Source organism: Nocardia donostiensis (assembly GCF_002081715.1).
GTDB lineage: Bacteria > Actinomycetota > Actinomycetes > Mycobacteriales > Mycobacteriaceae > Nocardia > Nocardia donostiensis.
This window is the reverse complement of the sequence record NZ_MUKP01000025.1, coordinates 16,892-41,758: the sequence shown is the minus strand read 5'-3', so window position 1 is coordinate 41,758 and position 24,867 is coordinate 16,892. Positions and strand designations below refer to the sequence as shown.

15 protein-coding genes are annotated in these 24,867 nt (G+C 67.8%); 8 read left to right on the top strand and 7 right to left on the bottom strand.

Annotated elements, in window-relative coordinates:
* Positions 1 to 56: 56 nt before the first annotated feature.
* Both B0T44_RS16945 and B0T44_RS16940 read right to left on the bottom strand, forming a co-directional pair.
* Positions 57 to 692 carry a phosphoribosyltransferase gene (locus B0T44_RS16945; protein ID WP_077114681.1) on the bottom strand — a complete coding sequence of 212 codons (636 nt, stop codon included), beginning with the start codon at positions 690 to 692 and terminating at the stop codon, positions 57 to 59.
* An 11-nt stretch (positions 693 to 703) separates the two neighbouring features.
* Positions 704 to 1,558 carry a carbon-nitrogen hydrolase family protein gene (locus B0T44_RS16940; protein WP_077114680.1) on the bottom strand — a complete coding sequence of 285 codons (855 nt, stop codon included), beginning with the start codon at positions 1,556 to 1,558 and terminating at the stop codon, positions 704 to 706.
* 62 nt (positions 1,559 to 1,620) lie between these two features.
* Between B0T44_RS16940 and B0T44_RS16935 the strand changes: the two genes are divergently transcribed.
* The gene (locus B0T44_RS16935; RefSeq protein ID WP_081512235.1) at positions 1,621 to 3,426 is read left to right on the top strand and encodes a DEAD/DEAH box helicase; all 1,806 of its coding nucleotides are present in this window, start codon (positions 1,621 to 1,623) and stop codon (positions 3,424 to 3,426) included.
* A 113-nt stretch (positions 3,427 to 3,539) separates the two neighbouring features.
* A complete protein-coding gene (locus B0T44_RS16930; protein WP_077114786.1) occupies positions 3,540 to 6,965 on the top strand; it encodes an AAA domain-containing protein in 3,426 nt (1,141 codons plus the stop codon).
* Positions 6,966 to 7,160: 195 nt separating this feature from the next.
* Here B0T44_RS16930 and B0T44_RS16925 read toward each other — a convergent pair whose 3' ends face one another.
* The 5 genes from B0T44_RS16925 to B0T44_RS16905 form a co-directional block, all read right to left on the bottom strand.
* The gene (locus tag B0T44_RS16925) at positions 7,161 to 8,348 is read right to left on the bottom strand and encodes an alanine racemase (RefSeq protein ID WP_139347634.1); all 1,188 of its coding nucleotides are present in this window, start codon (positions 8,346 to 8,348) and stop codon (positions 7,161 to 7,163) included.
* A gap of 51 nt (positions 8,349 to 8,399) precedes the next feature.
* Entirely contained in the window at positions 8,400 to 8,879 is a 480-nt protein-coding gene (locus B0T44_RS16920; RefSeq protein WP_254854120.1) for a TetR family transcriptional regulator, read from the bottom strand.
* A gap of 608 nt (positions 8,880 to 9,487) precedes the next feature.
* A complete protein-coding gene (locus B0T44_RS16915) occupies positions 9,488 to 10,240 on the bottom strand; it encodes a tyrosine-protein phosphatase (protein WP_077114679.1) in 753 nt (250 codons plus the stop codon).
* A 278-nt stretch (positions 10,241 to 10,518) separates the two neighbouring features.
* Positions 10,519 to 11,955: a class I adenylate-forming enzyme family protein gene (locus tag B0T44_RS16910; RefSeq protein WP_081512234.1), complete on the bottom strand. Its 1,437-nt coding sequence runs from the start codon at positions 11,953 to 11,955 to the stop codon at positions 10,519 to 10,521.
* Between the two features lie 122 nt (positions 11,956 to 12,077).
* Positions 12,078 to 12,872: an enoyl-CoA hydratase/isomerase family protein gene (locus tag B0T44_RS16905; protein WP_077114678.1), complete on the bottom strand. Its 795-nt coding sequence runs from the start codon at positions 12,870 to 12,872 to the stop codon at positions 12,078 to 12,080.
* 11 nt (positions 12,873 to 12,883) lie between these two features.
* Between B0T44_RS16905 and B0T44_RS16900 the strand changes: the two genes are divergently transcribed.
* From B0T44_RS16900 to B0T44_RS16875, 6 genes are all read left to right on the top strand, one after another.
* Positions 12,884 to 13,951 carry a glutathione S-transferase family protein gene (locus tag B0T44_RS16900; RefSeq protein ID WP_425436769.1) on the top strand — a complete coding sequence of 356 codons (1,068 nt, stop codon included), beginning with the start codon at positions 12,884 to 12,886 and terminating at the stop codon, positions 13,949 to 13,951.
* Between the two features lie 187 nt (positions 13,952 to 14,138).
* Positions 14,139 to 14,864: a hypothetical protein gene (locus B0T44_RS16895; protein WP_077114781.1), complete on the top strand. Its 726-nt coding sequence runs from the start codon at positions 14,139 to 14,141 to the stop codon at positions 14,862 to 14,864.
* Positions 14,861 to 15,865, top strand: a complete 1,005-nt coding sequence (locus B0T44_RS16890; RefSeq protein ID WP_077114677.1) for an ABC transporter ATP-binding protein — start codon at positions 14,861 to 14,863, stop codon at positions 15,863 to 15,865. Before B0T44_RS16895 ends, B0T44_RS16890 begins: the two co-directional genes overlap by 4 nt.
* Positions 15,862 to 16,644, top strand: coding sequence for an ABC transporter permease (locus tag B0T44_RS16885; protein WP_077114676.1), 783 nt, complete (start codon positions 15,862 to 15,864; stop codon positions 16,642 to 16,644). Before B0T44_RS16890 ends, B0T44_RS16885 begins: the two co-directional genes overlap by 4 nt.
* Positions 16,645 to 17,053: 409 nt before the next feature.
* Positions 17,054 to 20,785: an ABC transporter ATP-binding protein gene (locus B0T44_RS16880; RefSeq protein WP_081512233.1), complete on the top strand. Its 3,732-nt coding sequence runs from the start codon at positions 17,054 to 17,056 to the stop codon at positions 20,783 to 20,785.
* Positions 20,786 to 20,890: 105 nt separating this feature from the next.
* A complete protein-coding gene (locus B0T44_RS16875) occupies positions 20,891 to 24,745 on the top strand; it encodes a multifunctional oxoglutarate decarboxylase/oxoglutarate dehydrogenase thiamine pyrophosphate-binding subunit/dihydrolipoyllysine-residue succinyltransferase subunit (RefSeq protein WP_081512232.1) in 3,855 nt (1,284 codons plus the stop codon).
* Positions 24,746 to 24,867 lie beyond the last annotated feature (122 nt).

Here is a 24,867-nt window from a genome sequence, read left to right as displayed (position 1 = left end):
CGCCATGCCTCAGCTGATCGCCCGACCGCCGGGCGGACACGCTGTAGCGCCGGTTATCAGCGAGGCGCGGCCCGGAGCAGTTCGGTGACTTCGCTGTCGTCGAGCTGATGGAAGTCGCGGTAGGCGTTGCCGACACCGCCGAGGGTGTCGGGTACCAGCGGGCAGACCACCTCGTCGGCCTCGGCTTGCACCCGGTACAGTGCCTCCGGCGAGGACACCGGCACCGCGACCACGAGCCGTTCCGGCTGACGCAGCCTGGCCACTCGGCAGGCGACCGCCGTGGTCGCGCCGGTGGCCATACCGTCGTCGACGATCACCACGGTGCGCCCGGCCAGCGGTATGGCGGCGGTATCACCGCGCCACAGCACCCGGCGGCGCTCCAGTTCGGCGCGTTCGGCTTTCTCCAGCTCGGCCAGCCGGTCCAGGGTGAGCCCGGTGTGCTGCAGGATCACGTTGTTGATCACCTTCGCGCCGTCTTCACCGATCGCGCCCGCCGCCAGTTCCTGCTGCCACGGCACACCCAGTTTGCGCACCAGGAGAATGTCCAGATCGCCGCCGATCACCTCGCGCACCGCGGCAGCCACCGGAACCCCGCCACGGGGCAGACCGAGCACCAGCGGATGCGCCGCGCGCAGGTGCGTCAGTTCGCGACCCAGCGTACGTCCGGCCGAGACCCGATCGGAGTAGACCATCACCTCGAACGCTACTCCGCTGCACGCCCGCTGATCGTGAATCTGCGCAATGCCAGGCTGGGGTTGCGCTCACGTACCCGCGCCAGCTGGTCGAGGTCGATATCACCGAAGATGACGCCCGGCTCGTCGTCCAGTCGGGCGAGCACCGTCCCCGCGGGGTCGATGATCAGTGAGCAGCCCGCGCCGCGCGGCCCGCATTGGTCGGCGGCGGCGACGTAGACGGTGTTTTCGATGGCGCGGGCGCGCAGCAGCGTCGTCCACTGGTCGATTTTGCCCGGGCCGGGTATCCACTGCGCCGGTAGCAGCAGCACCTGTGCGCCCGCCGCGGCCACCCGGCGGCAGCCTTCCGGGAAACGCAGGTCGAAGCAGGTCTGCATGCCGAAGGTCACACCGTCGACGGTGAAGGTGGCGGGCTCATCGATGGGGCCGGGGCGGACGATATCGGATTCGCACTGACCGAACGCGTCGTAGAGGTGCACCTTCCGGTAGTGCGCGATCAGCGAGCCGTCGGGAGCGAGGGTGACCAGGGTGTTGTGGATGCGGTCGTCGCCCGGCTCTGCCGTCTCGGCCACCCCGGCGACCAGGTGCACGCCCGTTTCCCTGGCCAGCTCGGCGAGACCGGTGACGAACGGACCGTCCAGCGGTTCGGCCGCCGCCACCACCCGCCGGTCCAGTCGTGCTGTCGCGAACATCGAATATTCGGGCGCGACCACCAGCCGTGCGCCGCGTTCGGCGGCGGCACGGACGTGCCCGGCCAACGCCGAGAGGTTGGCCGAGACATCGGTATACGGCGCGAACTGCACCGCCGCAATGGTGAGCTGGGCCGAGCGCGGCTGCCCGGCCGAGGGTGATATGTCCGGTCCCATGGCCCTCACGGTATTGGGCCGGTGGCCGGGAGTACCAGCACCAGGCAGTAAACTGCTGCTCAATGAGCACCAAACAGGTCGACAGGGTTACCGGCGTTACCGGCGACGACGCTCCAGGTGACGACGGCACGAACACTGCAGGCCCGTCCTTCGCCGATCTGGGAATCGATGACCGCATCCTCGCGGCCATCGCCGATGTCGGCTACGAATCCCCCTCCCCCATCCAGGCCGCGACCATTCCCCCGCTGCTCGACGGCGCGGATGTGGTCGGTCTGGCACAGACGGGCACCGGTAAAACCGCTGCCTTCGCCATCCCGATCCTGATGGGTTTGCAGCAGGCCGAGGGCAAACATCCGCGCGCGCTGGTGCTCGCCCCCACCCGTGAGCTGGCGATCCAGGTTGCCGAGGCGTTCGGCCGCTACGCCGCGCATATGCCCGGCCTGCATGTGCTCCCCATCTACGGCGGGCAGAGCTACGGCGTGCAGCTGTCCGGGCTGCGCCGCGGCGCGCAGGTGGTTGTCGGTACCCCGGGCCGGGTCATCGACCACTTGGAGAAGGGCACGCTCGATCTGTCGAAGCTGCAGTACCTGGTACTCGACGAGGCCGACGAAATGCTGAAGATGGGGTTCCAGGAGGATGTCGAGCGCATCCTCGCCGACACCCCGTCGCAGAAGCAGGTGGCGCTGTTCTCGGCGACGATGCCCGCGGCGATCCGCAAGATCTCCAAACAGTATCTGCACCATCCGGTCGAGATCACGGTCAAGGCCAAGACCTCGACAAACACCAATATCAGCCAGCGCTGGGTGCTGGTCTCGCATCAGCGCAAACTCGACGCGCTCACCCGCATCCTCGAGGTGGAGTCGTTCGAGGCGATGATCATCTTCGTCCGCACCAAACAGGCCACCGAGGAGTTGGCGGAGAAACTGCGCGCCCGCGGTTTCTCGGCTGCGGCCATCAACGGTGATATCGCCCAGGCGCAGCGGGAACGCACCATCGGCCAGTTGAAGGCGGGCACACTCGACATCCTGGTCGCCACCGATGTCGCCGCACGCGGCCTCGATGTGGACCGGATCTCGCATGTGGTCAACTACGACATCCCGCACGACACCGAGTCCTATGTGCATCGCATCGGCCGCACCGGGCGCGCGGGTCGCAGCGGTGAGGCGCTGCTGTTCGTCGCGCCGCGGGAACGGCATCTGCTCAAGTCGATCGAACGCGCCACCCGGCATCCGTTGCTGGAGATGCAGCTACCCACCGTCGACGACGTGAACGCGCAGCGGGTGTCCAAGTTCGGCGATGCGATCACCGAGAACCTCAGCTCGGACAATCTGGCGCTGTTCCGCACCCTGATCGAGGACTACGAGCGCGAACACGACACCCCGCTGGCCGATATCGCGGCCGCGCTGGCGGTGAGCGCGCACGACGGCGACAACTTCTTCCTCGAACCCGAACCCGAACCGTCCGAACGTCCGCACCGCGAGCGCGACCCCCGCAGGTTCGACGACGACCGCCGCGGCGGTACGGCCCCGCGGGGGCGGGGCGGCGGCGACTTCGCCACCTACCGGATCAGCGTCGGCAAACGCCACCGCGTGGTGCCCGGCGCGATCGTCGGCGCTATCGCCAACGAGGGCGGGCTGCGCCGCAGCGATTTCGGGCATATCAGCATTCGTCCCGACCACAGTTTGGTTGAGCTGCCCGCACAGCTGCCGCCGGAGACGCTGGAGGCGCTGCGCAGCACCAGGATCAGCGGCGTGCTCATCCAGCTGCAACTGGATCAGGGGCCGCCCACGCACCGCGCGTTCAGCCGTGGTCCGCGCCGCGATCGCGACGGCGGGAAACGTCAGGAGCGGCGTAAGCCGCGTTCCTGATCGCCGCCAGGGTGGGGGTGGTGCTTCGAGATCGGCCCAGGTGACTACAGTGTTGCCGTCCGATGCGCGAGGAAGCGCACAGCGGTGCGGATGGACACAGGAGGGCCGCGTTTGTGTTCGTGTTCGGTGACCGTGTCGTCTGTGATACCGCAGATCTGATACGCGCCGCGCGCTGTGAGTTCGCACTGTTGCGTGCGCTCGACGCCGAACTCGGCAATATCGAACCGCAGGTTGTGCAGCCTCGAGCAGATGCCGACATAACGTGCCCGGATGCTCCGGCCCCCTTCCCGGGAACCGCAGGCGGTGCGCTGAGCGGCGCCGGGTATGAACACACGCTGTCCGGGTTCCTGGGCGCCTTCGGCGCTCGGGTCGCACAGGTGGGCGGGCCGGGAGCACCCAGCTACCCGCTCGCTGCCGGGGTGTGCGCCGGCGAGCGCCCCGCCGATATCGTTGCGCGCCTCGATGGGGCGCACACCGAAACCCTTGCGGCACTGCGGGACAGCGCTCCGGTCATCGCCGGGGCGACGTTCTTCGATGGTCGATTCGTCGCGCGGGCCGATTTCCTGGTGCGTGTCGAGCACCGTATCCGTTACCGCGTGCACGGCGGCACCAGCGACGACAGGCACGCTGTCGCGGCGGCAGTGGAGCTCGCGGGGGCGGGGCGCGCGCTGGAAACTGCGGGCGTGCCTGCCGATCCGCTGGTGTCGCTTCGCTTCGGGCAGGGGCAGCGGGGGCAGCGTTGTGGTCGGGTATTCGAACTCGACGATCTGCTCCCGGTTTTCCGTGCACGCCGCGCCCGGCTCGAGCGCATCGTCGAGGAAAAACTGAACGAGTTGCTGCCGGTGCAGTGGGGCGATCCGCGCTACCTGGCCTGTGCGCACTGCCCGACCTGCACACGCGCCGCCACCGAGGCCCGCGACCTGCTGCTGGTCGCAGGGATGGACGCCACGACCCGCGCCCGGTTGCGGGAAGCGGGGATCACCAGTATCGACCGGTTGGCGGCGGGCAGCGACGCGGTGGCGACGGTGTCCTCGCGGGTGGTGCGGCGGCTGCGGGAGCAGGCCGGAATCCAGTTGCGGCGGGAGCGTTCCGGCAAGCCCGAACTCGATATCGTCGACCCCGCTGCGCTGGCCGCACTGCCACCTCCGACGCCGGGTGATCTGTCGCTCACCATCGAACCGATCGCGCCGCGGCAGGTGCGTATCGCGCTCGGCGGCCGTAGCGCGGTGCAACTGCAGCGCGATATTCCGGTCGAACCGAACCCGCAGGCAGCCATTCCCCGCGAAACACGGGAGGCGCAGCGGCGGGCGCTCGACGAGGTGCTCGCCTTCGTCACCTCCCGGCAGCGAACGCATCCCGGACTGCGCGTCTTCCACTACACCCCCGCAGTCCGCTCGGCGCTGCTGAACGCGAGCGCACGCCTGGGCGCCGGAGAGGAGACAGTGGACGAACTGTTGCGGGCCGGCGTACTGGTGGACCTGTATCCGATTGTGCGCAGCGCGATCCGTATCGGCGAGGAAACCTATGCGCTGGAACGGATTCGCCGCGTACTTTCCCCTCCCGGGCACGCAGACGGCGAACCACCCTGCCTGACCGTGCTGCGGCTACGCGATCGCCTTCTCGACGCCGCGGCCGAACGCCGCATCAGCGCTTCCCACCCTAGCGCCCAACCCGCTCCGCACCACACCCAGCCCGGTCCCCCACCCAGGCCGACCTCGGTCGAAGCCGCGCTCGCAGAGTACGCGGAAAGCCGTCCGGAGATGCAGCGGATTGCCGCATTGATGGCTGCGGCGTCGGGTTATCACCGGCGGGAGCGGCAGCTGAGGTGGTGGGCGCATGCCGATCGGCTGCGGTATCCGGTGGAGGACTGGCCGGATGCGCCGGGGATGATGGTGGCCGACAACGCTGTGCTCGACACGAAATGGCATTTGAGTCCGCGCGGCGACAGCGTGCGCCGGTTCCTCACCTTGACCGGTCGCATCGCCACCGGCGGCCCGCTGCCTCCCGGCGCACCTGTCTACGTCTACTACGATCGGCCTGCCGGGGCCGCTGGGCGGGCGGTGGCTCTCGCGACGGTCCTCGGCTGTTCAGTGGATGCGAATTTCGACGACACGGTGCGATTGGAGGAAAGGCTCGATCCAGGTCGCGAGCCCTACGACGATCTGCCGGTTGCGCTCGCGCCGGGGCTGCCGGAGCGGGACGAAAGTGTGGAAACCGCAGTCGAATACGCTGCGGGCCAGCTGCTGATGACCTTGCCGAACCTGCCCGAGCAGGCGGTGTTCGATGTGCTCGCGCTGCGGGCGCCGCGTTTGCGTTCCCTGGACGAGCTGCCGAAAGTGCACGGCGATCATGCGGCCGCCATCGCCACGGCCGTGCACGACCTCGACGCTTCCTATCTGGCCGTGCAGGGCCCCACCGGCACCGGTAAGACCGCGACGATCGCCAGGGTGATCGAGCGGGTGGTCATCCGGGACGGCTGGCGGGTGGGCGTGGTGGCGACAACGGCGGGGGCGGTGGAGAACCTGCTGGACGCGGTGGTGCGGATCGGGGTGCTGCCGCAGCTGATTGCCAAACGGGACGCGGCGGCCGTCGCACCGGAGTGGTCGGTGATCGAGGCGGGCCGCTATCGGAGTTTCCTCGCCCACGCGATCAACGGATGCGTGCTCGGCGGTTCCCCCGCCGATTTCGCCGACGAACGGCTGGTGCCGCGCGGGGCGCTGGATCTGCTGGTGATCGCCGACGCGGGCCGTTTCGCACTGGCCGATACCGTCGCGGTTGCGGTGAGCGCCCGCAATCTGCTGGTGGTCGGGGATCCGGTGCCCCGGCCGCCCAACCACCGCAACCCCGCGATGTCAGCGGAGGGACCGCATCCGGAGCCGGTGGGGGGTTCGGTGCTCGGTTGGCTCACCGCGGGCCGTGCGACGCTGCCCACCAGCCGCGGCTACTTCCTCGATCGCACCTGGCGGATGCATCCCACGGTGAGCGCGCCGATATCGCGCTGCTATTACGAGGGCAGGCTGCGGGCCAGCGAAACCGTCACTCTGGCCCGGCATCTCGTCGGCGTTGAACCGGGTATCGGCACCGTGCTGGTGGATCATCACGGCAACTCCACCGAATCCGAGGAGGAGGCGCGGGAGGTGGTGCGCCAGGTCAAGGCGTTGCTCGGCCTGCCGTGGACGATCGGCGCGACGACGCGGCGGCTGCATCCGCACGACATCGTGGTGGTGACGCCTTACCGCGCCCAGGTCGCCCGGATCCGCATCCTGCTGGCGCGCGCCAGAGTCGATGACGTCCTGGTGGGCACTCCGGAGTTGTTCCGCAACCGGGAGGCCGCCGTGGTGCTGCTGTCGCTGGCCACATCCAGTCCGGTGGATGCGCCGTACGGTATGTCGTTCCTGGTGTCGCGTGCCCTGGTTCAGGGGGCGGTGGGCCGGGCGATGTGGAAGGCGATCATCATCCGCTCGCCGCTGTTGACCGAATTTCTGCCCGGTACACCGGAAAAGCTTTCCGAACTCGCCCGATTTCTGCGCCTGGATTGATAAAGCCGTTCAGCATTCGCAATATGGCGAAATGCTTTTTGCCTGTTCGTCTCCGTAACGGGAAAGGGTGGAAATCAACGGGATATTCGAGCGATTTCCCTGACCGAGCGTGCTCGAATTACCTGTACCGTACCGGTCGGTTTATGGCGAAAATCACTCTGCTACGGGTATTTCAGCGAACAGACGGCAACTGGTTCACCCGAAACACTTACCCTCACCGCGATACGTCGGCACGGCCGTGCGCCCGCCGTCCTCGTCGATCAGATACACCCGGTCGAAGCGTTCACACAGTTCCCCCGCCTTGGCATGCCGGAACCACACCCGATCTCCGGCGCGCAGCCCGGCCGACCCCGATAGCGGCGTCTGCACTTCGCCCGCCCCCTCGGCGCCGAGCAGCCGCAACCCCTGCGGCCACACGGGTTTGGGCACCCGTGACGCTCCCGCAGGCCCGGAGGCGATATAGCCTGCGGCGAAGACGGTCGCGATACCGCGGGCGGGATTGCGCAGCACCGGCATCGCGAAGAACAGCGCGGGCTTGCCGGTAAAACAGCGATAGTTGTCGAACAGGGTCGGCACGTAGAGGCCGGAGCCTGCGGTGACCTCGGTAACCGCCCGATCGGCGGTGCTGACCTCGACAGATCCTGTCCCGCCACTGTTCACGATCTGCAGCGCGTCCACCACCGATTCGACCGCCGTGAGCACCGCCACGCGCCGGTCGGCGATCTCGGCTGCCGACGCCCGTTTCATCAGCCGCACTGCGATATTACTGTCGGGCAGCCCGGCGATCTGGGCTTCGTAGGTCATCACACCGACCACCTCGAAGCCGCGTTGCCGCGCCGCCGCCGCCAGTTCGGCGGCCTGCCCCGGAGTGCGTACCGGAGAGCGGCGTACGCCCAGATGCAGCGGTCCGACACGCAGGGAGGCATCGATATCCAGGCAGACGCGTGGCCGCACCAGATCGGAGCCGAGCGCGGCGCGGGCCAGGTCGAGTTGATCGATATGGTCGATCATCAGGGTGATCGAGCGCAGCGCCACCTCGTCGGCGGCGAGTTCGGCCAGCGCCGCCCGGTCGACGGTGGGATAGCCCAGCAGTACATCGCGGGCCCCGAGACGTACCAGCCAGAGCGCTTCGGCCAGCGAATAGGACATGATTCCGGCGAAACCGCCTGCGGCGGTCAGCTCCGCACCGAGCACTTCGGAGAGCACCGCGCGGCAGCGCACGGATTTACTGGCCACACGGATGGGGGTGCCCCCGGCGCGGCGTACCAGGTCGGCGGCGTTGGCGCGTAATGCTGCCAGGTCGAGGGCGGCCAGCGGCGGATCGAGGTCCGCGGTGGCCGCGTGCAGTCGGGCGATCGGCGTGGTCTCGCGCACCTGGCTCACAGCGACCACTCAACCATCTAACTGGTCAAACGTCCAGCAGTTTGCCCGGGCTTAGACTGCCACGGCTTTGGTGGCCAGGCTGGACACCAGGTCGTCGAAGACGACCAGGATCGTCTCGTCGTCACAATCGGCCAGCCAGCGCAAGACCGTACCCTGGATCACCGACATCGAGTAGGCGGCGATGGAGTCGACCGGCTCCAGCCATTGCGTCCCCGAACGTTGCGCACACAACTCCAGGAATACGCAGATCTCATCACCCTTTGCCCGGAACTCGGCCGACGCCACCGGGTCGGGCACACCGTCGGGTGTGGTCTCCCAATGCCGGCGCAGCCTACGCACGATCTCCTCGTAGGCGAGCACCTGCTGCTCCGGGGACGACTGGATCAACGGCCAATACGCACTCAATCCGGCATGCAGCAACACGCGCAACGCGCGTACGCCGGTGATGTCCAGCGAAGCAGCCGCTTTTTCGACCGCATCGCAGATGGCCGGAAGCAAACGGTGCTCCAATATTTCTCCACGTGCACTCAACGACAGCTCCCTCGACAAACGTCTCGCGTTCCGGACCGAAAGCACAGGTCCGGCTGCGACCGCTGAACAAGACCAACAACAGTCGGGAAAGTTGCAGCCCAACAGTCCAACGTTCATCAATAGTAGAAGGTATTCGGGGATTAGGAATAGCTTGGATCGACAATTACGTACTTGAAGATTGTTTTGTTACCCAAACGGGACCACCCCGCGCCCTCGAACCCCAGCGGCACTCCATCGCCGGGCGACCGAGCCGCCCCCCTCGAGGCTCTGCCAACCCTTCCTGACGAAGGTGCAGGTCATCTTCTACTGTACGGCGCACAACGACCGCCCCGGCACCACCTGTGTCGTAGCCCACAAAGAAACGCCCCTCCCCGAACCGGTCCAGATCCACCCACCCTTCCGCACCTCCCAGTTCCCCCTGATCTCCCCACCCGCTCGGTTGGCCGCCCACACGGTACGCACCCCTGCTTGGTGGCCTCCCGCCCGGTTCACGACCCAGCTCGCGTTTCAGCCCTCGCAGCTAGGAGCGCCGGGGCGGACGAACGTCCGACCCGCACACACCAGCGCGCCAAAGACACAGCAAACCCGCCGCGCCGGAGGCGCGGCAATCACACAGAGCCGATCAGGCGTTCGCGCAAAGCTGTGCGCAGGTCTGGGGTCAGGCCGACAGCGGTCAGGTAGCTGTCGAACTCACCGTGTAATTCCACGACCGCGTCGGTGGCGCTACGCAGATACTCCTCTGATACGCCGAGCAGATCGTCGGCCAGGTGGTGATCCGGACCGAGCCGTTCACTCATCATGGCGCGCAGGGTGGCGACCGCACCGTTGCTGAGCAGATAGTCGGCCAGCACGTCGGCCTCGGTGACTTCCACTGCGCGCAACAGTGTGGCGATCGCCCAGCCGGTGCGGTCCTTACCTGCCGCGCAGTGCACCAGTACCGCGCCGTCACCGCGGACGATGGACTGGGCGATCGCAACAATCGCGGCATGAGCTTCGGGGCGAGCAGGAAACATCCGATAGACCTCGAGCATGTACCCGAGCGCGGTGTCGGTGCGCGCCTGATGCGGCGGAGCCGCGCCCATACCGGAGTCGAACGGAGTCACGGTAAGCCGGATATCCGGCGGCAACCGATCATGGCCCATATGCGCGATCTCGTCGGAACCGCGCAGATCATGCACATCGGTGACACCCAGCTCACGCAACACCGCGTGACCGGATTCGTCCAGCCTGCTCAACTGTGCCGAGCGCAGCAGCACACCAGAACGGACAGTGGCGCCATCGCGGGTGCGCAGGCCACCGATATCGCGATAGTTGAACGTGCCGTGGATCCGGAGGTGATCGACGAAAGGCGAAACAGACACCCGAGCAGTATCTATGGCGCGCTGACGCGCGCGGGTTTGCGGCCCCTTGGGACTCACGTTTCAGCCCTCGCGACTCGCGCCTGCGGTGCATGCGCGAGGGTCGGACGTTCGTCCACCCCGGCGCTCCCAGCGAGGGTCGGACGTTCGTCCACCCCGGCGCTCCCAGCGAAGGTCGGACGTTCGTCCACCCCTGCGCTCCCAGCGAAGGTCGGACGTTCGTCCACCTCTGCGCTCCAAGCTGCGAGGGCGGAAATGCGAGACGGGCCGGGCTGCATCCCTTATGTTCTGCCGCTATCGCTCGGGGGCTGTCTCTCGGTGCTGGTGCTTGCCGTGTTCGCAGCGCGCACGAGGCCGTCGGCGCCGATGGTGACCTGGTCGCCGGTGTGGAACCAGGTTCCGGTGAAACGGTCGGCGGTGGCTTGCGGATCGTTCCAGTAGCGGGGCGCCACGTTGGGCCCACGGCACAGCAGCTCTCCGTGACCGGTCTTGGCTTGCGGTCCCCACAGTGCCAGTTCCGTCCCGCCGAACGGGAAACCGAGTGCTGCACCGCCGTCCGGTTCGGCGGTGCGGTCGATGGCCAGGCCGATACCGCTGGTCTCGGTCGCGCCCCACACCGACCACTGCCGAGCGGACGGGAAGGTTCGCCGCAGCGCGACGGCCAGGTCGGCGGGGTTACGGTTCCGCTCCGACGGTCCGTTTCGGGGCGGAGGCGCGGCTTTGCCCGGTCCTGGGCGGTGGCCTGCGGTGCTGATGCGGGCGACGCCTTCCGTCCGCAGCCCCTCGGCCCGCTGCGCCGCCAGCTCCGGCAGGAGTCTGCCGAGGAGCCGCGCGCTCGCCGAGATGGTGTCGATCCGTTCCGCGACGATGGTTTCGGCGAGCCTGCCGTTATCCGGGGCGAGTACGACGGTGCCGCCGACGGCGAAGGTGGGCAATAGTTGGTCGACGCAGCCGCTGGCGTGGGCGAGGGGCAGCAGCACCAGGTTGCGCAGGCCGTCGGTGGGCAGATCAAGCGCCGAAACCATGGAACGGATCGCCGACAGCAGGTTCTCGTTGGTCAACTCCACCCCCTTCGGGGCAACCGCCGCGCCACCGGACGCCGAGATACCGCTGGTGTAGCAGAGCAGGGCGAGGTCGTTGAGTGAGGCGCCGTCGTCGATGAATGCGGCGCCGTCGGGGAGTTCGACGTCGCACGCTCCGCCGGCTCTGGTGGCGCTGCAGCCGCGGTCGCCGAGCACGAAATCGGCACCGCTGTCGGCGAGCACCCGCTCGGCCAGTGCTTCGGAGAGCCCGTCGTGTACCAGCACCGGCACCGCGCCACTGAGCAGCGCGCCGAGGAACGCCTGCACCCAGCGCGTGCCCACCGGCATGTGCACGGCGACGCGGTCGCCGTAGCCGATGCCGTGTTCCTGCAGTCCGCCTGCGATCCGTGCGGCGGAATGCCACAGCTGCCGGTAGGTGAGCCGGGGTCCGTCGATCTCGACGACCGCTTCGCGATTGGCGAAGGCGTGCACCTGCCGGTCGAGTAGTTCGGTGAGTGCCGGACTCAGATTGCCGTAACGCAAAACCCCGTCCGCTCCCCTGGCCAGCGGATCGCCCGGCTGGACGCCGGGTATCGGGTATTCGACGAGCAGCCCGGCCGGATCGACTGCCCCGTAGTCTCTTCCGGGTGAGACGCTTCCGGGCGGCCCGATGAGTCCCGTCGTGCCGTCTCTCATCGGACCTCCACGTACCTCGAAACCGCCGGGCACCCTGCACTATATGACGAAGGTCACAATTTCGCGGGAATAGTCGGCGAATGTTTCTGTCTCGTCATCGGCCTGCCCGCCCGGTCCCGCTCTCACCTGCCGGTATAGGTCGCCTTGCCCGGGCCGAGTTCCAGGAAGCTGCGCACCGCGCCGCGCAGGTCTTCGGTGCCGAACAGTTCACCCGACACCTGTGGGGTCACCGAATCCGCGTGCGCCACGCCCCCGGAGCGCCATGCCTCCACAATCCGCTTCGTTGCCGCATGCGCCCGCGTCGGCCCTTCGGCGAGTCGATGGGTCAGCGCGAGGGCAGCGGGCTCCAGATCCTCGTGCACCGCGTTGACCACACCCCAGTCGGCCATCGTGGCCGCGTCGTAGAGGTCGCCGGTCATCACCAGTTCCCGCGCCCGACCCGATCCGGCGCGTTCGGCCAGCCGCTGCGGGCCGCCCATGGACGGAGTCAAGCCGACCACGATCTCCACCAGTCCGAACTTCGCCTTCGGCGCGGCCAGGATGATGTCGCAGGCCAGCGCGATCTCGAACGCCGCGGTCAGGGTGAGCCCGTGCGCGGCGAACACCACCGGGCAGGGCAGCGCCTCCAGCGGATGACAAATCCGGGTGAACAGGTCGCGCCACAGTTGCGCACCCTGATCGGCAGTCAACCCGTCGAAGGTGTGCACGTCCACCCCACCGGAGACCACCTTGCCCTCGGCGCGCAGCAGCACCGCGCGCGGCGGGTTCGCCGACAGGTCGGCGATATCGGCAACCAGGGCATCGAACATCGCCTGGTCGAAGAGGTTCAACGGCGGGTTGGCCAGCGTCAGCGTGGCCACTTCGGCCCCACCTTCGGTGCTCTCGCGTACCAGCCGAGTCGGTTTCTTCTCGCTCATCCGGTCAGCCTATGGCGTGGATCTGCGACACTGGCACAGTGACCGAGACAGCATCGGACGCAGCCGAACACCAACCGGGCAAATACGTCGAGCCCGGCGAGTTCAAGCGCGACACGAACTACATCACTACCCGCATCACGGCCGACGGCCACGACGGATATCCGGTGGAGCCGGGCCGCTACCGCCTGGTCGCCGCACGAGCCTGCCCGTGGGCCAACCGCACCCTGATCGTGCGCAGGCTGCTCGGGCTGGAGCAGGCGATCTCGCTTGGCCTGTGCGGACCGACGCACGACCAGCTGAGCTGGACCTTCGATCTCGACCCCGGCGAGGTCGACCCGGTGCTCGGCATCCACCGGTTGCGCGACGCCTACCTGGCCCGATTCCCCGACTATCCGCGCGGGATCACCGTGCCCGCCATGGTCGACGTGCCGACCGGCCAGGTGGTGACCAACGACTACGCGCAGATCACCCTCGATTTCTCCACCGAATGGACCGCCCACCATCGCGAAGGCGCGCCGCAGCTGTACCCGGAACCGTTGCGCGCCCAGATCGACGAGGTGAACGCGCGCGTGTTCCGCGAAGTCAACAACGGGGTGTACCGCTGCGGGTTCGCGGGCAGCCAGGACGCTTACGACACCGCCTACGAACGGCTGTTCACCGCACTGGACTGGTTGTCGGAGCGACTGACCGACCAGCGCTACCTGGTCGGTGACACCATCACCGAAGCCGATGTGCGGCTGTTCACCACCCTGGTCCGGTTCGACGCCGTCTACCACGGGCATTTCAAATGCAATCGCAGCAAGCTGACCGAGATGCCGGTGCTGTGGGCTTACGCGCGCGATCTGTACCAGACCCCCGGCTTCGGTGACACCGTCGATTTCGGGCAGATCAAAACGCACTATTACGTGGTCCACACCGATATCAACCCGACCGGTGTTGTGCCTGCAGGACCGGACCTGTCCAACTGGCTCACCCCGCATGGCCGCGACGCACTCGGCGGCAGGCCGTTCGGCGACGGCACCCCGCCGCCGCCCCCATCGCTGGACGAACGCGTTCCGGCGCTGCACGGGCCACGGTGAGTCTCCGCTATCGGAACCATCGAGCTGGGTACTCCGTTCTCAGAACGAACTGATGGCCGCTGCGTTCGTTGCGCGGCGCTTGCGGGGGCTTTCCGCGGTCGCGCTTCGCTACCGCATCCGGGCCCGCCGCTCCGCCGCTGTGCCCTACAGTTCACCAGCAGAGGCCGAAGAGGAGGATGACGCCGTGTTGTTCAAAGGGGCGTTCGAAAAGTCCATTGTCGAACTGCTCGACACCGGTTCCCGGCTACAGGCGCCCGCCGTGGCGAAATATGTCGAGCGAATCCGGCGAGCCCACCCCGAGGAAAACCCGGCGCAGATCACTGAACGGCTGGAAAAGCAGTACCTGCTCGCGGTGACGGGCAGCGGCAGCGCGGTCGGCGCATCCGCAGCCGTCCCCGGCGTCGGTACGGTCGCCGCACTGGCGGCGGTCGGCGCCGAGACGGCGTTCTTCATGGAGGCCTCTGCACTGTTCACCCTCGCGGTGGCGGCAGTGCACGGCATCAAACCCGAGGAAACCGAGCAGCGCCGCGCCCTGGTGCTCGCCGTGGTGCTCGGCGACGCCGGTATGGAGATCGTGCAGAAGCGGATCGGGACATCGGCGAAGAACTGGGGAACCGCGTTCGCCGACCGGGTTCCCGGCCTGTCCGGGATGAACGACTCGCTGCTCAAGCGGTTCATCGTCCGGTTCATCACCAAACGCGCCGCGTTGATGGCCGGCAAGGTGGTGCCCGCCGGTATCGGCGCGGTGATCGGCGGCGCCGGTAACCGGGCGCTGGGTAAGGCCACCATCAACAATGCGCGCAGAGCGTTCGGCCCCGCCCCGGCGACCTGGCATGACAAAACGATCATCGAGGCCGACCCGCTGCCCGCGCTGGACCCATCCGTCTCGAACACCCCCACCGGCCCGCAGTGAGCGAGGCTCGACCGCAGGCGTTCTCGGTCCGTGCGCTGACCAAACGCTACGACGACACGCTGACCACCGCGGTGCACGAGGTGAGTTTCACCGTCAGCTCCGGCTCGGCCGCAGCCCTGGTGGGCCCGCCCGGAGCCGGGAAAACAACCATCCTGCGGATGCTGCTCGGCCTCGTAGAACCCAGCGCGGGCACCGCCTCCGTTGGCGGCCGCGGTTCAGGCGCCGACCGCGGCGGCGCGGTGGTCGGCGCGGTGCTGTCGCCGCGCGGTCTGCATCCCGCTCGCACAGTAGGTGATCATCTGCGGGTGTACGCGGCCGCGCTCGGTGCGCCCGCCCGCCGGGCGCGCGAGGTGCTGGAGATGACCGGGCTCACCGAGCAGGCGCGGCTACGTTGCGCCGAACTGACGACGGGGCAGCAGACCAGAACCGCCCTGGCGACCGCGCTGCTCGGAGCGCCACCGCTGCTGGTGCTCGACGACCCGGCCGTGGGCCTGGAATCCGCCGAACAGAACTGGCTGCACGAATTTCTGCGCGGCCACACCCGCCGCGGCGGCACCGTGTTGCTGACCTCGCAGAGCCTGGCGGCCGTGCTGCCGGTCGCCGACCGACTGATGGTGCTCAGCGAAGGCGCCGTGGTCTATCAGGGCACTCCGGGTGCGCTGCGCCGTAGTCATCCGGACCGGCTGGTGGTGGCTGTGTCGCCGCCGGCTTCACCGATCGCACTGGCGACAATGCTCGCCGCGCACGGCTTCACCGACGCAGTGATCCGGAGCGACGGGCGGTTGGCGGTGGCAAACGCCACCGAAGCACAGATCATCGCCGCAGCGGCGGCCGCCTCGGTGCGGCTGGACAGTATCGTCGCCGATCTGATCCACCCCGACCGCGTGCTGGCCTCGCTCACCAGGACGGCCACCGCACGCCCCATCGCCCCCTACTCCGGCCCCGCACCGGGGCAGCTGCCGCAGCCGTCCACCTCGATGCCGTACGGGATGCCACGATGATCGATATTGTTCCGGCGGAACTGCTCCCCGCGGTCGATTCCGAATACCGCAAGGCGGCCACCCTGCGCTCCACCCGGGTGCTGGGTGCGATGCTGATCGCGATCGCGATCGTCGCGGGTTCGGTCACCGCCATTCTCGCGGGCCCGCTCGACCCGGAAGGCCAACCGGTCACCGGCGCCGCCACGATCGGGCTATACCTGGCGCTGACCATAGTGATCCTGACGGTCGGCGCGTTCGGCGCAGCGAGCGCCGGCTCGGAATACCGCTACGACACCCTGGCGGTAACCGCGCTGTTCATCCCCGACCGCAACCAGCTGATCGCAGCGAAACTGCTCGTCACCGCCGGTGCAGCGCTGGCGGCCGCAGCCGCCGCCGAGATCGCGGCCCTCACCTGCCTGTTCTTGTTCGGCAGAGATAAATTCGAGGTCACCGGCTACTTGTTCGCCGCGCTCGGCGGCGGACTGTTCGCCGCCGTGTGCTGGGCGCTGATCGGCACCGGGATCGGACTGTGGCTGCGCTCGCCGAGCTTCGGTATCGCCACCGTACTCGGCTGGATTTTCGTCATCGAACCACTGATCTGGCTGGTCGTCGACGGTATCGGCCGGACAGGGCTTGCAACGCTGCTCCCGGTTTCGGCGACCATCAGCACCATCGCCGTCGGCTCCTTCCCCGACAGCGACCTACTCGCCCCCGCCCCCGCCGCCGTAGTGGTCCTGCTGCTGTGGGCCATCGGTTCCAGCGCCCTCGGCTGGTGGGCTGTCCGCAACACCGAGCTGTAACATGACCGCGCCTCCGGCGCGGCGGGTGTGCTGTGTCTTTGGCGCGCTGGCGCGCGCGGGTTTGCGGCCCCCTTGTGGCTCGCGTTTCAGCCCTCGCGATTTGCGCCTTCGGCGCGTGCGCTGCGAGGGCTGAAACGCGAGCCGGGCCGCAAACCGGCCGGGGCTGGGTGAGTGCGGGACAAGGCAGTTGTAGCTGGAGCGGTTCGGGAGTCTCCGGTGCGTATGTGGCGAGAGCTGAAACGCGAGCCGGGCGAGGCTGGAAAACGGGCGGAACAGGGGGACGATCAGCGGCTTGGGTCGATGGCTGAGGAGTGAGGGGAACAACCTGTGGTCGGTGGGTGTCGTTATGGTCGATGGCAGGTGATCTCAGGGGGCAGTCGAGGGGGCGGCACGGTTGAGCGGTTCGACGATGAAGCAGGAAGTGGTTGGGCAGGGCGGTGCGGTGAGCGGGCGTACGGCGAACCGCGCTGTTCCGGCCACCACCGGGAATCCTGGTCTGGAGCCGGCCAGGCCGGGTTGGCTCCGCAGGATCTGGGCCGAATGCCTTCGTCACCCGGGCACGCTCGCCGGGATCGGGATCGCGCTGCTCATCGGGACCGTGGCGCAGATCGTTGCGCCGCTGCTGACCAAATGGGCCGTCGATGCGGCAGGGGTCGGCGATACCGGTGTGATCGGTGTGGTGGCCTGGCTGTTCGTGGTGCTGGCCTGCGGGCGGTTCCTGGCGACGTTCGGGCGGCGGCTGCTTGCCGGGAGGCTGTCGTTGGATGTGCAGCATTCGCTGCGCGTGCAACTGCTCGATTCGCTGCAGCGGCTCGACGGCGCCGGGCAGGATGCGATCCGCACCGGGCAGGTGGTGTCGCGCTCCATCACCGATCTGCAACTGGTGCAGGGGCTGCTGGCGATGGCGCCGCTGTCGGGTATGGCGTTGCTGCAGTTCGTCCTGGCCGCCGCCGTGATGGTGTGGCTGTCGCCGCTGCTCGCCGGGGTGACGCTGCTGATGGTGCCCGCCGTCGCGGCCGTGGTCTACCTGATACGGCCGCGGCTGCATGCGGCGACCTGGTCGGCGCAGCAGCGCGCTGCCGAACTGGCTCAGCACATCGAGGAAACCGTCACCGGTGTGCGCGTGGTCAAAGGGTTCGGCCAGGAAGCGCGGATGGTCGATGTGCTGGAACGGCACGGCCGCACCCTGTTCGCCGAGCGGATGCGCGCTGCCGCGATCAACGCGCGCTTCACCCCGACCCTGGCCGCGATCCCGCAGGCCGGGCTGGTCGCGGTGATCGCGCTCGGCGGTGTGCTCGCGCTGCGCGGCAGCATCGGTCTCGGCACCTTCCTGGCGTTCACCGCCTATATCGCGACCACCACCGCCACCGTCCGCGTCATGGCCTCGGTGGTGATCCAGACCCAGCTGACCCGCGCGGCGGCCGAACGGGTGTACCAGGTGATCGATGCGGCGCCGACGGTAGCGGATCCGGCGCGGCCGCTCGATCTGCCCGACGGCCCGCTCGGTATCGAAATCGACGCGCTGACCTTCGGCTTCGACCCGCAACTTCCGGTGCTGCGCGAACTGGACCTGACTGTGCAGCCCGGCGAGACAGTGGCGATCATCGGTCCGGCTGGTTCGGGAAAAACAACGCTTTCGCTGCTGCTGCCCCGGTTCTACCGCCCCGATACGGGCAGTATTCGGCTGTTCGGCACCGGGGATTCGCCCGCCGATTCCGGTGTCGATATCGCCGACGTGCCCGCCGAGCAGCTGCGCTCGGCCATCGGCGTCGTCTTCGACGACCCGTTCCTGTTCAGCGACACTATCGCCGCCAATATCGCCCTCGGCAGCCCGGACGCCACCGACGCCGAGATCAGGGCCGCGGCCGGGCTCGCGGCGGCCGACGAATTCATCCAGCACCTGCCTGACGGCTACGACACCGTCGTGGGGGAACGCGGGCTCACCTTGTCCGGCGGGCAGCGGCAGCGGATCGCCCTCGCCCGGACACTGCTGGCGCGGCCGCGCATCCTGGTGCTCGACGACGCCACCTCCGCGGTGGACGCGGTCACCGAGGCTGCCATCTTCGCCGCCCTCCCCGACCCGGGCCGCCGCACCACCCTGATCCTGGCGCACCGGGAGTCGACCCTGGCCCATGCCGACCGGGTGATCCGGTTGCCCGCTCCGGCCGTGCACACGCCTCGGCCGGTGCTCGAGCAGCTACCGGCCCCGGCGGCCGAGTTGAGCGCCACACCGGAACTGCGCCGCACCATCGAACAGTTACCACCGGCAACCGAGAAGCCGAGTCTGGATCCCGACCGGCTGCGCGAACCGGACCCCGGTTTCCGGCTGATCCGGCTGCTGTGGCCGGTGCGCGGGCTGGTACTGGCCGTGGTGGGGTTGCTCGCGCTGGACGCGCTGATCGGCATCGGTTTCCCGCCGATCGTGCGGTATGCGATCGACACCGGGGTCACCGGCGCTCGACCGTCTGCGCTGGCCTGGGCCGCACTGCTCGGCGCACTGTTGGTGGCGGTGGGTTGGGTGGTGACGGCCGCCGGTACGAAACTCACCTCCCGCACCGGGGAACGGGTGCTCTACGGGCTGCGGGTCCGCAGTTTCGCGCATCTGCAACGGCTGGGGCTGGACTACTACGAGCGGGAACTGTCCGGCCGGATCATGACCCGGATGACCACCGATATCGACGCGCTCTCGACGTTCTTGCAGACCGGGGTGTCGACATCGATCGTGAGCGTGCTGACCCTGGCAGGCATCACCCTGGCGCTGCTGGTCATCGACACCTCGCTTGCCCTGGTCGTGCTACTCGGTGTGCTTCCGCCGCTGGTGATCGCCACCGTGATTTTCCGGCGCGTCTCCTCCGCCGCCTACACCGTCTCCCGGGAACACGTTTCCGCGGTCAACGCCGATTTCCAGGAGAACATCGCGGGCCTGCGCGCGGTGCAGGCCGCCAGGCATGAGCGGCTCGCGGCGCGCCGCTTCGCCGAATACTCGCTGCGGTACCGGCGTAGCCGGATGCGAGCACAGCGGGCAATCGCGGTGTACTTCGCGTTCGTCGGCTCCTGGTTCGATCTGGCGCTGGCCATGGTGGTGTTCGTCGGCGCACGGGAGGTGGCCACCGCAACCACCAGCACGGGAACCTTGGTCGCATTCGTGCTGTACTTGGAACTGCTGTTCGGGCCCGTACAGCAGTTGTCGCAGGTGTTCGACGGTTATCAGCAGGCCAGGGTGGGGCTGCGGCGCATCGGCGCGCTGTTGCGCACGCCCTCGTCGATCGACGCCGACCCGCCGGATGCTGTAGCGATCACCGCGGCCGGGCTGCGCGGCGATATCGAGTTCGACAAAGTGCGGTTCCACTATCCTGGCACCGAGCGTCCCGCCCTCGACGGAGTCGAACTGAATATCCCGCCTGGGACCACGCTCGCGCTGGTCGGCGCGACGGGCGCGGGCAAATCCACCATCGTCAAGCTGCTGGCGCGTCTTTATGACGTGCCGCGCGTGCCGCGCGTCGACACGGACACGGATTCCATGGGCGCGGTTCGCGCCGACGGCGTCGACATCCGCGACTACCGCTTGGCCGAGTACCGGTCGCGGCTGGGGATCGTCCCGCAGGAAGCGCATTTGTTCACCGGCGATATCGCAGGCAATATCGCGTTCGGGCAACCTTCGGCAACCGAGGAACAGATCGACGCGGCCGTACGGGCCGTCGGCGCCGCCGACATGATCGCCGGGCTGCCGATGGGTTTGCGCCAGCCGGTGGGGGAACGGGGGCGCGGGCTCTCGGCGGGCCAGCGGCAGCTGATCGCACTCGCCCGCGCCGAACTGGTCGATCCGGATCTGCTGCTGCTGGACGAGGCGACCGCGACACTTGACCCGGAAACCGAACACAAAGTGCTGGTCGCAACCAGATCACTGGCGAGGAACCGCACCACCGTCGTGGTCGCGCACCGGCTCGCGACGGCCGCGCGAGCCGATCGGATCGCCGTTGTGGAGCATGGCCGGATCGCCGAAATCGGCGCCCATGACGAACTGCTGGCCGCGGACGGGCCCTATGCCCGGCTCTGGGCAGCCGCAGCGAACACTGAGGGAATATTCTCGACAGAGGATGAGTCGTCATCTATGAGACCGGATACCACCGGTGGTGGGTAGGGTCGCCGATTTCCGGTTGGGCCTATCCTCGGAGGGGGGCAATCGGCGAGCGTCCGCTGATCCCCGTGCCGGGCACGTCACAAACGTCGCAGCGCGAAGAACGAAATGAGGCGAACACCTGCTGTGAGCAGCTCACTTTCCCAGTTCGGCCAGAACCAGTGGTTGGTCGACGAGATGTATCAGAAGTACAAACAAGATCCATCTTCGGTCGATGCAAGTTGGCACGAGTTCCTCGCCGATTACACTCCCGACACTTCGGGCGACTCCGGTAACAGTTCGGCCCCACCCACCCAGGCCGCGCCCGCCGAGCCCGCGCCCGCGAAGACCCCTGCCCCCGCCGAACGCGCCTCCGTGCAGGCCCGCGCCTCGGTCACCGGTGGGAGCACCGCAGAGCGCGCCGACACCGCAGCCGCGACGAACAACAAGACTGCTGCGAACAAGCCCGCCCCTGCCGCGACATCGGTAGCCACCACCCCCAAGAGCTCCGCCGCGAACGCTCAGCAAGCGCGCAAACCGCAGACCACCCCCGCGCCGAGCTCCAATGCCGCACCCACCTCCGGCGGCCCCAAGCCCGCCGCGGCCGAGGACCAGAGCAAGGTGCTGCGCGGCGCAGCCGCCGCCGTCGCCAGGAACATGTCGGCATCGCTGACAATTCCCACCGCGACCAGCGTGCGCGCCATCCCGGCCAAGCTGATGATCGACAACCGGCTGGTCATCAACAACCACCTGGCCCGCACCCGCGGCGGCAAGATCTCGTTCACCCATCTGCTCGGTTACGCCATCGTGCAGGCGGTCAAGTCGTTCCCGAACATGAACCGGCATTTCGCCGAGATCGACGGTAAGCCGAACGCGGTCACCCCCGCACACACCAATCTCGGCCTGGCCATCGACCTGCCGGGCAAGGATGGCAGCCGGTCACTGGTCGTCGCCGCCATCAAGGGTGCGGAGGATATGACCTTCGGGCAGTTCCACACCGCCTACGAAGACATCGTGCGCCGCGCCCGCGACGGCAAGCTGACCACCGAGGACTTCAGCGGCGTCACCATCTCGCTGACCAACCCGGGCACCATCGGCACCGTGCATTCGGTGCCGCGGCTGATGCCAGGTCAGGGCGCGATCATCGGCGCGGGCGCGATGGAGTACCCCGCCGAGTTCCAGGGCATGAGCGATGAGCGCATCGCCGAGATCGGTGTCGGCAAGCTGATGACGCTCACCTCCACCTACGATCACCGCATCATCCAGGGCGCGGAATCGGGTGACTTCCTGCGTACCATCCACCAGCTGCTGATCTCCGACGAGTTCTATGACGAGATCTTCCACGGCCTCGGTGTGCCGTACGAGCCGGTGCGTTGGCGCAAGGACGTCAAGGAACGCGGCGTCGACAAGAGCACCCGGGTGCTCGAGCTGATCGCCGCCTACCGCAACCGCGGCCACCTGATGGCAGACACCGACCCGCTGCGCCTGGTCAAGGACAAATTCCGCAGCCATCCCGACCTCGACGTCACCCAGCACGGGCTGACCCTGTGGGACCTGGACCGCGAATTCAACGTCGGTGGTTTCCACGGCCAGGAGCGGATGAAGCTGCGCGATGTGCTGTCGGTGCTGCGCGACTCCTACTGCCGTCACGTCGGCGTCGAATACACCCACATCCTCGAGCCCGAGCAGCGGCAGTGGATTCAGGACCGGGTGGAGAAGAGGCACGTCAAACCGACCGTCGCCCAGCAGAAGTACATCCTGAACCGGCTGAACGCGGCCGAGGCCTTCGAAACCTTCCTGCAGACGAAGTACGTCGGGCAGAAGCGTTTCTCGCTGGAGGGCGCCGAATCGGTGATCCCGATGATGGACGCGGTGATCGACCAGTGCGCCGAGCATTCGCTCGACGAGGTCGTCATCGGCATGCCGCACCGCGGCCGGTTGAACGTGCTGGCCAATATCGTCGGCAAGCCGTACTCGAAGATCTTCACCGAGTTCGAGGGCAATATGAACCCGGCCGCCACTCACGGTTCGGGCGACGTCAAGTACCACCTGGGCGCGCAGGGCACCTACCTGCAGATGTTCGGCGACAACGAGATCGAGGTTTCGCTGACCGCGAACCCCTCGCACCTCGAGGCGGTGGACCCGGTATTGGAGGGCCTCGTCCGCGCCAAGCAGGATCTGCTGGACAAGGGCGACGGCGAGGAAGGCTTCTCGGTCGTGTCGCTGATGCTGCACGGTGACGCCGCGTTCGCGGGTCAGGGTGTGGTCGCGGAGACGCTGAACCTGTCCGGACTGCGCGGCTACCGGACCGGCGGCACCATCCACATCGTGGTGAACAACCAGATCGGTTTCACCACAGCGCCGGAGAACAGCCGGTCCACCGAATACTCCACCGATATCGCGAAGTTCATCGGGGCGCCGATCTTCCATGTCAACGGCGACGACCCGGAGGCGTGCGACTGGGTGTCCCGGGTGGCGGTAGACTTCCGGCAGAAGTTCCGCAAGGACGTCGTGATCGATCTGATCTGCTACCGGCGGCGCGGCCACAACGAGGGCGACGACCCGTCGATGACCCAGCCGTACATGTACGACGTCATCGACACCAAGCGCAGTGTCCGCAAGAGCTACACCGAAAGCCTGATCGGCCGCGGCGATATCTCGCTGAAGGAGGCCGAGGACGCGCTGCGCGACTACCAGGGCCAGCTGGAGCGGGTGTTCAACGAGGTCCGCGAACTGGAGAAATATCCGCCGGAGCCGTCCGAATCGGTCGAGAACGACCAGAAGGTGCCCGCCACGGTGGTAACCGCCGTGGACAAGTCGGTGCTGCAGCGGATCGGCGATGCGTTCCTCAACGTCCCCGACGGTTTCACCGTGCACCCGAGGGTCAAGCCGGTGCTGGAGAAGCGCCGCGAAATGGCCTACGAGGGCAAGATCGACTGGGCGTTCGCCGAACTGCTCGCCTTCGGCACCCTCATCGACGAGGGCCGGGCGGTGCGACTGACCGGCCAGGACTCGCGGCGCGGCACGTTCACCCAGCGGCATGCGGTGATCATCGACCGCAAGACCGCGCAGGAGTACACGCCGCTGCACAACATCGGCAGCGCCAATCCGGGTTGGTTCGCGGTACACGATTCGGCCCTGAGCGAATTCGCCGCGGTCGGTTTCGAGTACGGCTATTCGCTGGGCAACCCGGATGCGCTGGTGCTGTGGGAGGCGCAGTTCGGCGACTTCGTCAACGGTGCGCAGACGATCATCGACGAGTTCATCTCTTCCGGTGAGGCCAAGTGGGGTCAGCTGTCGGAGGTCGTGCTGCTGCTGCCGCACGGTCACGAGGGCCAGGGTCCCGACCACACCTCGGGCCGTATCGAGCGGTTCCTGCAGCTGTGTGCGGAGGGTTCGATGACTGTCGCGGTGCCGTCGACTCCGGCGAACTACTTCCATCTGCTGCGCCGCCATATGCTCGACGGCATCCGCCGGCCGCTGGTCGTCTTCACTCCGAAGTCGATGCTGCGCAACAAGGCCGTGGTCAGCGACCTGCAGGACTTCACAGAGGGCCGGTTCCGCTCGGTGCTCGACGAGCCGACCTACGAGCAGGGCACCGGCGATCGCGATGCGGTGAAGCGCGTTCTACTGACCAGCGGCAAGCTCTACTACGAGCTGGCCGCCGCCAAGGCCAAGCAGAAGCGCGATGACATCGCGATCGTGCGTGTCGAGCAGCTGTACCCGGTGCCGAAGTTCCGCCTGAACGAGGCGCTGTCGGGTTACCCGAACGCCGATGACATCGTCTGGGTTCAGGAGGAACCGGCCAACCAGGGCGCCTGGCCGTTCTTCGGCCTGCACCTGCCCGAGATCCTGCCCGATCATGTGGGCAAGCTGCGCCGCATCTCCCGTCGCGCTATGTCGGCTCCGTCCTCGGGGTCGAGCAAGGTGCACGCGGTCGAACAGGCCGAGATCATCGCAGAGGCATTCTTGCCGACCAACTGATCGCTACCCGGTAGAAGGGGCCGAGTCCGTCGACTCGGCCCCTTTGTCGTCTGCACCGCCGCTCGGCAGCTCACCACCGAAACCGACCGAAGGACGGTGTTTTCCCTAGTTCTGCCGGGTTC